This window comes from Duffyella sp. Ts4, from assembly GCF_051851875.1.
Classification (GTDB): domain Bacteria; phylum Pseudomonadota; class Gammaproteobacteria; order Enterobacterales; family Enterobacteriaceae; genus Duffyella; species Duffyella gerundensis.
On the sequence record NZ_JBLYPN010000003.1, the window covers coordinates 43,595 to 52,579 of the forward strand.

The following is an 8,985-nucleotide window of genomic DNA, read 5'->3' on the forward strand; positions in this document are numbered from 1 at the left end:
CAATGACACTGCAAGCATCACACATTTATCGCCGTGAATTGGCGACCGGCACCCTGACCGTTACCACCGACAGCGATATCGAACTGGAAAGCTTGTTTGATATCGCCGAGCGTCGAAACCCCAAGCGCGCCTTTCTGTTTGTCAGCAAGGTGCTGGGCCGACATATTCCGGTGGCGCCGCATCTGATGCAGCAGCGCTACAGGGAGCTGGCGGCAAAAATACCCGCCGATCTGCCTGGGCCAGTGCTGTTTATCGGCATGGCTGAAACCGCGGTTGGCCTGGCGGCGGGCGTCTTTCGCGAAGCCAGTAAAACCCTTGACGCGCCGGTGCTGTTGACCAGCACACGCCATCCGGTTGACGGCGAACTGCTGTGTGAATTCAAAGAGAACCACAGCCACGCCACCGATCATCTGATCTACAAGCCTCAGGATCCACAACTGCGTGAGCGCATGCTGCAGGCGCGTACGCTGGTGCTGATTGATGATGAAGCCACGACCGGCAATACCTTTTATAACCTGCTGCAGGCGTTACAGGCGGCGGGGCTCGATCGGTTGAGTAAAGTCGTGACCGTCACGCTGACCGACTGGAGTCAGGATAGCCTGACCACACGCTGTGCGCTGCCGGTAGAGGGGGTGGCGCTGGTAAAAGGCGGCTGGCAATGGGCGCCCCGGCCCGATGCGCCATTACCGGAGATGCCTGCGGTTAACGTTACCGCGCGCGGCGCCGTGCCAATTTCCCGCCGCCAGGATTGGGGGCGCCTCGGCATGCTGGAAAGTCAGGCAGCGCTGGGCGCGGCGCTCACGACTGAACGCGGCGAGAAAATTTTAGTGCTGGGTTCCGGTGAGTTCGTCTGGCAGCCGTTTCTGCTCGCCGAGCGTCTGGAACAAGCGCAGGCCGACGTGCGTTTTGGTTCGCTAACGCGTTCACCTATCGCGCAGGGTATGGCGATCGCCTCAGCGATCACGTTTACCGATAATTACGGTCTTGGCATGCCAAACTTTGTGTATAACGTCGCGCATCAGCGGTTTGATCGGGTGATTGTCTGCGTGGAAACGCCGATCGATTCCGTCTGTCCGACGCTGCTCCGCGAGTTGGCTAACGTAGCCCCGCGCGTTGAGGTGGTGAGCTATGCATAATCTGCCCGCCCTGCCGGTTGCGTTATGTGACCTCGACGACACGCTGTTCCAGACGCTGCGTAAAATGCGCGATGAAACGCATCAGGAGCCGGTGCGTGTCGGCGCTTACGACCGCGAACTGCAACCACGCAGTTTCATGTCTGCCGAACAGGCGATGATGGTGGACTGGCTGCTCGCCACCGCCGAGTTGATTCCGGTTACCGCGCGCGGTACCGAAGAGACCGCCCGCGTGGCAATTCCGTTTACCTCGTGGAAGGTCATGACGCACGGCGCGGTGATTGCACGCCCGGACGGCACCATCGACCCGGAGTGGCAGGATATCGTGTTAACCGCGCTCGGCCAGCTGCACGAACGACTGGTAAGTTATCGCCAGCTGTTGAGCGATCGGCTGGACACGGAAGGACTCAACGCCTGGTGCCGCATGAACGTCGAATATGGCGGCACGCCGATCTACTTTGTGATGAAGCATCGCGACAGTACCCGCATTGAGGAACTCTATGCGTTCAACCAACGCATGATGGCGGAACTCGATACCACTGACTTCTATATTCATCAAAACGGCAACAACGTTGCCTGGATCCCGCACTGCATTCAGAAAGGATTAGCGGTGCAATGGCTGCTGGCAAAATTGCGCAACGAGCGCGGTGCGTTTCCGGTGATGGGATTGGGCGACAGCCTGAGCGATCACAGTTTCATGCAGCATTGCCACTGGTTCGGCATGCCCGCGCGCAGCCAGTTCGCGGCGGCGATCGATCGTCAGCTTTTTACGGGGGATCGGCATGAAAAATAATGAGCGCGAACCGTTCCACGGCGCCTATCTGCCTGGTGACGTCGATTTTCTGTTGACGCCGATGGTGCTGGAAATGACGCCGGTGGATGAGAAGGAGAAGCTTATCCAGAGCGGCGCGAAACACTACTCCGATATGCTCAGCCAGGAACCGCCGCCCAGTGCCCAACATCTTGAACTGTTCGGCAAAGCGCTGGACAGCGGTGCCGATCGCCTGGCACGTGAAGTACAGGTGCTGGCCAATGCGTTAGTCGAACAGTTTGGCGATACGCCGGTGGTGCTGGTCAGCCTGGTGCGGGCAGGCGTGCCGCTGGGCGTGATGCTGCAGCGCGCGTTGTCTGACATGGGCCGCGAAGCGCATCACTACGGCATCAGTATTATTCGCGATCGCGGCATCGACAGCGCCGCGCTGGATCTGATTGAAGCGCGTCACGGCACCGCTGGCATCGTCTTTGTCGATGGCTGGACCGGTAAAGGCGCAATTACTGGCCAACTGATTGCCAGCCTGAAAGATCGCGCAGGCTATCCCGCGGCACCGCGGCTGGTGGTGCTTGCCGATCCGGCGGGCTGCGCCTGGCTGGCGGCATCGGACGACGACTGGCTGATTCCGTTTGGCATCATGGGCGCGCCGGTATCCGGCATGGTTTCACGTTCTGTCTGGACGGAAAGCGGTTTTCACGGCTGCGTGCACTGTGCGCATTTGGGTGAGTTTGATTGCAGCCTGATGCTGGTTGACACCGTCGATCGCTTTCGCCGCGCGCTGGCTGTGGCCTCGCTGCCTGCAATTACCCCGCTCTCCACCCAGCAGGATGGACAGCGCAGCCTCAGCATTCAGGTGGTCAGCACGCTGGCCAGCCGTTTTCACATCGACAGCGTTAATCGCATTAAGCCGGGCATCGCCGAAGCGACACGTGCGGTGCTGCGCCGCGTGCCGGAGCATGTGCTGGTGCGCAGCAAAAGCGATCCTGACGTTGCGCTGCTGGTTTATCTGGCAGAGAAAAAAGGCATCGCCATTCTCGAAGTAGGCGATCTGCTAGGCCGTTACCGCGCGGTGACCATAATCAAAAAGGTGGCGTGATGAAAAAAACACTTTCTCCTTTCATGCTGGGCGCGACGCTCTATATGCCCGCAACCCGTGACGATCTCGCGGAAATTATTCTGCACGGAAAAATCCCGGAGCTGCGCTCGCTGGTGGTTTGTCTGGAAGACGCGGTCAGCGAAGAGGATGTCGGGCTGGCGATGAGCAATCTGCATCATCTGCTGGCGGAACTGATTCAGGCCTCACCGGCTACAGACGCCGCCGCCCGCCCGCTGGTGTTTATTCGCCCGCGCAATGAGGCGATGGCGCGTGAGCTGGTGGCGCACTACGTGCTGGAAGGCGTTGACGGTTTCGTTTTGCCTAAGTTTACCCGCGAGAATTTACCGGCCTGGTGGAATATCGTCGGCGGCACGCACCTGGCGATGATGCCAACGCTGGAAACGCGCGATGTCTATGACGTCGTGCAGATGACCGCGCTGGCGGAAGCGCTGGAGCAGCATCCCTGCCGGGAGCGCATTATCGCCCTGCGCATCGGCGGCAACGATTTGATGAGCGTGATCGCCCTGCGCCATCCGCGCAACCTGACGCTCTATGACGGACCGATGGGCTACGTGGTCAAAATGTTGGTAGCGGTCTTTGCTTCGCGCGGCTTTTCGCTAACGGCTCCGGTGTGCGAGCAGATTGATAACACCGAGCTGCTAGCGCAGGAAGTGGCGCTGGATATGGCGCACGGGCTGGTCGGCAAAACCGCGATCCATCCGGCGCATCTGGAGATCATTCACCGGGCGCTGATGGTGGAAAAGGATGACTATGAGGATGCCCTGCGCATTCTCAACTCCACCCAGGCGGTGTTTAAATCACAGGGCGCCATGTGCGAACCGGCAACGCACCGCAGCTGGGCCTCCGCGGTGCTCGAGCGCTCAAAATATTGCGGCATCGCCAAGCAGTTCGAAAACGTTATTTTTGCATCGCGCCAGTAATGCCGCGTCTTTTCCTTTTACAGGGTGTGTTATGTCTTTGAGCGCAAAACAGTACAGACAATACAAACTTATCGTTTTGCTGAGTACGGGAAAGCCCGTGAGCAAGGAGACGCTATTTCACGAGCTGGATTGTTCAGAACCGACGTTTAACCGCGATTTACGCGACGTGCGGGAAGAGTTTCAGGCCGAAATTCGCTTTCATAAAACCACCGCGCGCTATCAGCTGGTTGCCGCAGGCGCGCTGACGCCGAAGCTGGTGCGCCATATGCGCGAAGCGCTGGCCGTACATGAGCAAAACGCCCCCAGCGGCCAGAGCGGCGGCGTAATCCTGGCGAAAGAGGGCAAAAAACCGGTTTCGCTGTCGCTGCGCTTTTCGGTGATTCGCAAAATTGAACGTTATGCCCATCGCAGCGGGTTAAACCGTAGTCAGGTGGTGGAATGGCTGGTTGATGAATACCTGAGCGGCAAAGCGGATAAATAACTGCTCATTCCGCCCCCGCGCGCGCTTTTACCCTCTGCTCGCGGGTTCGCTGCGGCAAAACCCCATTAACGCTGGCGTTTTTTCCTGGCGCCAGGTTTGCCAGGATGGAAGCCGCAGCCGATTTACGCTGCGCTTTTCCACGAGGCGACCGGATGAAAATACAGAGATTACCCCTGCTGATGTTGTTGATCGCGACAACGCTGCTGGCCCCCTTTACCCTGCTCGCCCGACCCACGCTTGAGCCACTCGGCCCGAATATCGCCGACATCGGCTCGGCCTGGTATCATTTCCAAACCACCACCCTGCGTTCGGCCGATGGCCAGCGACGCTACAAGGTATGGCTGGGCATTCCGCGTAAGCCTGCTCCGCCGCACGGTTATCCGGTGCTCTATATGCTGGACGGCAATGCCGCGATGGCGCGTATTACTGAAGCGCAGCTGAAAGCGATGACAAAGGGATCGCCGCCGGTGCTGGTAGCGGTTGGCTATGACACGCCATTGCCGTTTGATGTCAGGGCGCGCTCACGCGATTACACGCCGCCCGCCGCCAGCGGATCGCCGGTTGTCGAACACGGACGTTATCCCGGTGGCGGCAGCGAGGCGTTTCACCAGCTACTGCTGACGCAAATTGTGCCGTGGGCAGAACAGCGTGCCACCAGCGATGCGCGCAAACGCGCACTGTGGGGCCACTCTTTCGGCGGGCTATTTGTGCTGGATACGCTATGCCGCTCGTCCTGGTTTCACGACTACTTTGCCGCTGCGCCATCACTCGGCTGGGGCAATCAACGTATTATGCAGCGCCTCTCGGCCTGTACCTCATCGCAGCTGGCCGACAAACGCCTGTTTTTGATGATCGGTGATGGAAAAAGCGATCGCCACGACGGGCCGGGCGCGCCAGGGCAACCGGCAGAGCCGCAGCTTATTAAACGCCTGCAACGGCAGGGAGCCACACTGCAACCCATCCGTTATCCCGGCAAGACGCACGGTGAGCTGTTTCCGGCCTCACTGCAGGATGCATTGCAAAAAATATCGCGGTAACCTGTGGCGATGAAATTTCCTTTTTATCCAGAATCTGCGCGGATAAAAATCAGCTACCTTTAAGGCACCACCGGCCTGATGCCGCTTTACGACTAACAGGGAGATACGTGAAAAAAGTCCTCAGCACTTTTCTGCCACTCTATACCACCACACTTCTGATGCTTTTGGGCTCTGGCCTGCTGACCACTTACGTCTCTCTGCGCCTGGCGCACGAGCAGGTCAACGGCACCCTGATCGGGGCGATTACCGCAGCTAACTATGTGGGCCTGGTGATCGGCGGCAAAGTCGGCCATAACCTGATCGCCCGCGTCGGCCATATTCGCGCTTACGTCTCCTGCGCCGGCATTATTACCGCCTCCGTTATCGGCCACGGTCTGAGCGATGCCATTCCGGTGTGGGTCTTTTTGCGCCTGATTATCGGCCTGTGCATGATGTGTCAGTACATGGTGCTGGAGAGCTGGCTTAACGATCAGGCGGAATCGTCGCAGCGGGGCCTGATTTTTGGCTTTTATATGGTGGCCACCTATCTCGGTTTGAGCGGCGGACAGGCGATTTTGATGGTGGAAAGCGGCTTCGGCATCGGCACATTGCTGATTGTCGCGCTCTGCTTTGCCCTCTGCCTGGTGCCGATTGCGCTGACCACCCGCACCAACGTGCAGGCGATGTCACCGGCACCGATGGAGCTAATCTACTTTATCCGCGTCATTCCTAAGCTGCTGACCATTACGCTGGTAACCGGCATGGCGATTGGGGCGTTCTACGGTATGGCGCCGGTGTATTCCAGCGGGCTAGGGTTTTCAACCCAGCAAACCGGCTTGTTTATGGGATTAACGATTTTTGCCGGACTGATTTCCCAGTTTCCTTTGAGCTGGCTGTCGGATCGCTACGATCGCCAGAAGTTGCTGTTCAGCATCGCGCTGCTGTTTGCCGTGGCTTGTCTGCCGCTGGCGCTGTTGCAACATCTCAGCTTTTACTGGCTGTTAGGCATCGCTTTCCTGGCAAGCATGGTGCAGTTTTCACTCTATCCGCTGATTGTGGCACTGGCTAACGATCAGATCACTGCCGAACGCCGCGTTTCGCTGACCGCCTGTTTGTTGATGGCCTTTGGCGTCGGTGCCAGTATTGGGCCAATGGTCACCGGTGCGCTGATGCAGCCTTTTGGCAGCAACATGCTCTATCTCTTTTTCGCCCTGTGCGCGGCGGCGATAGCGCTGTTGAGCCGCAGCAGCGGTCATGCACATGCGCCAACCAATGAAGCGCCGATTCCACACGTGGTGATGCCAGACAGCCTCGCCACCTCGCCGCTGGGCGTGGCGCTGAATCCGGCGGTGGAAGAAGAGGTGATTCAGGCCACCATGATGAACGATGAGCCTGAAGCCGAAGCGGAAACCTCAACCGAAGAAGAAGAGACGCCAACGGAACCTAAACCGTAGCGGATCGGGTCATTAACCCCGCCCTGAACAACGACTGCTCAGGGCTTTTTTTCGCCTGCTGTCACGATCTCAATAACCAACCGCACCTGGGTTTTACCCACATGATGTTTTCGCCGTAATGGATGATAAAGCGTTCAGAATAAGGTGAAATCCCCTGATGACCTTGTGGATTGGCGCATTAATAAAAAATGTACTCTTCTTTTGTTTATCCTCCTGTCCAACTTTCAGTGATAAAGCGCTGACGAATCGCCATCGATTAGTTAACAACACGTTCGCCTGCGCTCTAAATAAAGCGCAGGCGATCCCTAAGGAAAAAGGACATGCACAATCTTACCTGATCTCACCATTATTCCCTGTTTGGCCTTGCTGAATAATCGGCTCGGTGCCGATTTCTTATTAGTGGTTTATTTAATAGTATGATGTAACTAATGCCGTTAACTTCCCTGGCCCGACGGCGTTATCTCAGCTTACCGCTGCATTGCGCTTCGCCATTATCCGCAAGCAAAGCAGCAGATTAACGCTGAAGTCCCTCACTGTGACAGCGCCGCAATGTAGGATAAAACCCTTGTTCGCTTGATTCCTGTCAACAATTCGGCACGCCTTTTACCCCACACTTCTCCGCAACCTCATGCTGCCCAGGCGAGCGGCAGCATGATCGCGCTTTACCTCTTTTTTTCACCATCAGGAGCCTGTCGTGAGCGTAAAAAATCATCCCAAAACATCACTCCTGCAGGAGTGGCATCCGGAAGATCCACGCTTCTGGCAACAGCAGGGAAAGCAGGTCGCCCGGCGAAATCTCATCATTTCAGTCAGTGCCTTGTTGCTGGCTTTCTGCGTATGGATGTTGTTCAGCACCGTGGCGGTCAATCTCAATCGCGTCGGCTTTAACTTTTCAGTAGATCAGCTCTTCCTGCTAACCGCCCTGCCCGCGCTCTCCGGCGCGCTGTTTCGCGTGCCTTACTCATTTATTGTGCCGGTGCTGGGCGGTCGTCTCTGGACGGTAATCAGCACCGCGATTCTGGTAGTGCCCTGCCTGTGGCTCGGCTTTGCGGTGCAGGATCCCGCTACGCCGTATGAGGTGTTTATCGTGATTGCACTGATGTGCGGATTGGCGGGCGCGAACTTCGCCTCCAGCATGGGCAATATCAGCCTGTTCTATCCCAAACAGCGGCAGGGATTCGCGCTTGGCGTGAATGGCGGCCTTGGCAACCTCGGCGTCAGCGTGATGCAGCTGGTCGCCCCGCTGGTGATCACCATTCCGTTTCTCAGCGGCGGCGTGACCCTCGACGGTGGCACAACATTATGGCTGGCTAACGCTGCCTGGATTTGGGTGCCGCTGCTCATTGCTGCATCGCTGGCTGCCTGGTTCGGCATGAATGACATTGCCGGCATGCGTGCCTCGCTGCGCGATCAGCTGCCGGTGCTGAAAGTTAGCCACTTGTGGATCCTCGGCCTGCTCTATCTTGCCACCTTTGGCTCCTTTATCGGCTTTTCTGCCGGTTTTGCCATGCTGGCGAAAACCCAGTTTCCGCGGGTTGAAATTACCCATCTGGCCTTTTTTGGCCCGCTGCTCGGCGCGCTGGCGCGTTCAGCGGGCGGCATGCTGTCAGATAAGTTTGGCGGTGTGCGTGTCACCACCCTCAACTTCCTGCTGATGACGCTGTTCTGCGCCCTGCTGTTTCTGACCCTGCCTGGCGCCTATGCCGCCTCATTCTTCAACTTTTACATGGTGTTCATGGGGCTGTTTTTAACCGCCGGGTTGGGTAGCGGGTCAACCTATCAAATGATCGCGGTGATCTTCCGCCAGCTCACTCAGGAAAAAATGCTGGCCCGCGGCCACAGCGTGGACGAAGCGCAGCACGCGGCGGTGACCGACACTGCCGCCGCGCTGGGTTTCATCTCGGCGCTGGGTGCCATCGGCGGATTTTTTATTCCTAAAGCCTTTGGTACCTCGCTGGCGATGACCGGTTCGCCGGTCGGGGCGATGAAAATCTTCCTGATTTTCTACCTCACCTGCCTGGCGATCACCTGGTTGATCTATGGCCGTCGCAAAGCGGCTCACTAACCGGCTGGTTCGGTTTTGAATACACGA

The 8,985-nt window shown here is 57.8% G+C and carries 8 protein-coding genes; all 8 read left to right on the forward strand.

What is annotated here, in order from left to right:
- Window positions 1-2: 2 nt before the first annotated feature.
- The 8 genes from ACJY2L_RS05620 (at window position 3) to ACJY2L_RS05655 (ending at window position 8,958) form a co-directional block, all read left to right on the forward strand.
- Entirely contained in the window at window positions 3-1,136 is a 1,134-nt protein-coding gene (locus tag ACJY2L_RS05620; protein ID WP_439213148.1) for a phosphoribosyltransferase domain-containing protein, read from the forward strand.
- Window positions 1,129-1,926, forward strand: coding sequence for a hypothetical protein (locus ACJY2L_RS05625; protein ID WP_439213149.1), 798 nt, complete (start codon window positions 1,129-1,131; stop codon window positions 1,924-1,926). The genes ACJY2L_RS05620 and ACJY2L_RS05625 overlap by 8 nt, the downstream gene beginning before the upstream one ends.
- Entirely contained in the window at window positions 1,916-3,001 is a 1,086-nt protein-coding gene (locus ACJY2L_RS05630) for a cysteine protease StiP family protein (RefSeq protein ID WP_439213150.1), read from the forward strand. Before ACJY2L_RS05625 ends, ACJY2L_RS05630 begins: the two co-directional genes overlap by 11 nt.
- On the forward strand, window positions 3,001-3,942 hold the full coding sequence (locus ACJY2L_RS05635; protein ID WP_439213151.1) for an HpcH/HpaI aldolase/citrate lyase family protein: 942 nt from the start codon (window positions 3,001-3,003) through the stop codon (window positions 3,940-3,942). The genes ACJY2L_RS05630 and ACJY2L_RS05635 overlap by 1 nt, the downstream gene beginning before the upstream one ends.
- Window positions 3,943-4,039: 97 nt before the next feature.
- Window positions 4,040-4,423, forward strand: coding sequence for a tellurium resistance protein TerW (locus tag ACJY2L_RS05640; RefSeq protein ID WP_231938743.1), 384 nt, complete (start codon window positions 4,040-4,042; stop codon window positions 4,421-4,423).
- 152 nt (window positions 4,424-4,575) lie between these two features.
- Window positions 4,576-5,460, forward strand: coding sequence for an alpha/beta hydrolase (locus tag ACJY2L_RS05645; protein WP_439213152.1), 885 nt, complete (start codon window positions 4,576-4,578; stop codon window positions 5,458-5,460).
- A 107-nt stretch (window positions 5,461-5,567) separates the two neighbouring features.
- Complete coding sequence (locus ACJY2L_RS05650) at window positions 5,568-6,893, forward strand: MFS transporter (protein WP_439213153.1); 1,326 nt, start codon at window positions 5,568-5,570, stop codon at window positions 6,891-6,893.
- A gap of 694 nt (window positions 6,894-7,587) precedes the next feature.
- A complete protein-coding gene (locus ACJY2L_RS05655; protein WP_439213154.1) occupies window positions 7,588-8,958 on the forward strand; it encodes a NarK family nitrate/nitrite MFS transporter in 1,371 nt (456 codons plus the stop codon).
- The last annotated feature ends 27 nt before the right edge of the window (window positions 8,959-8,985 follow it).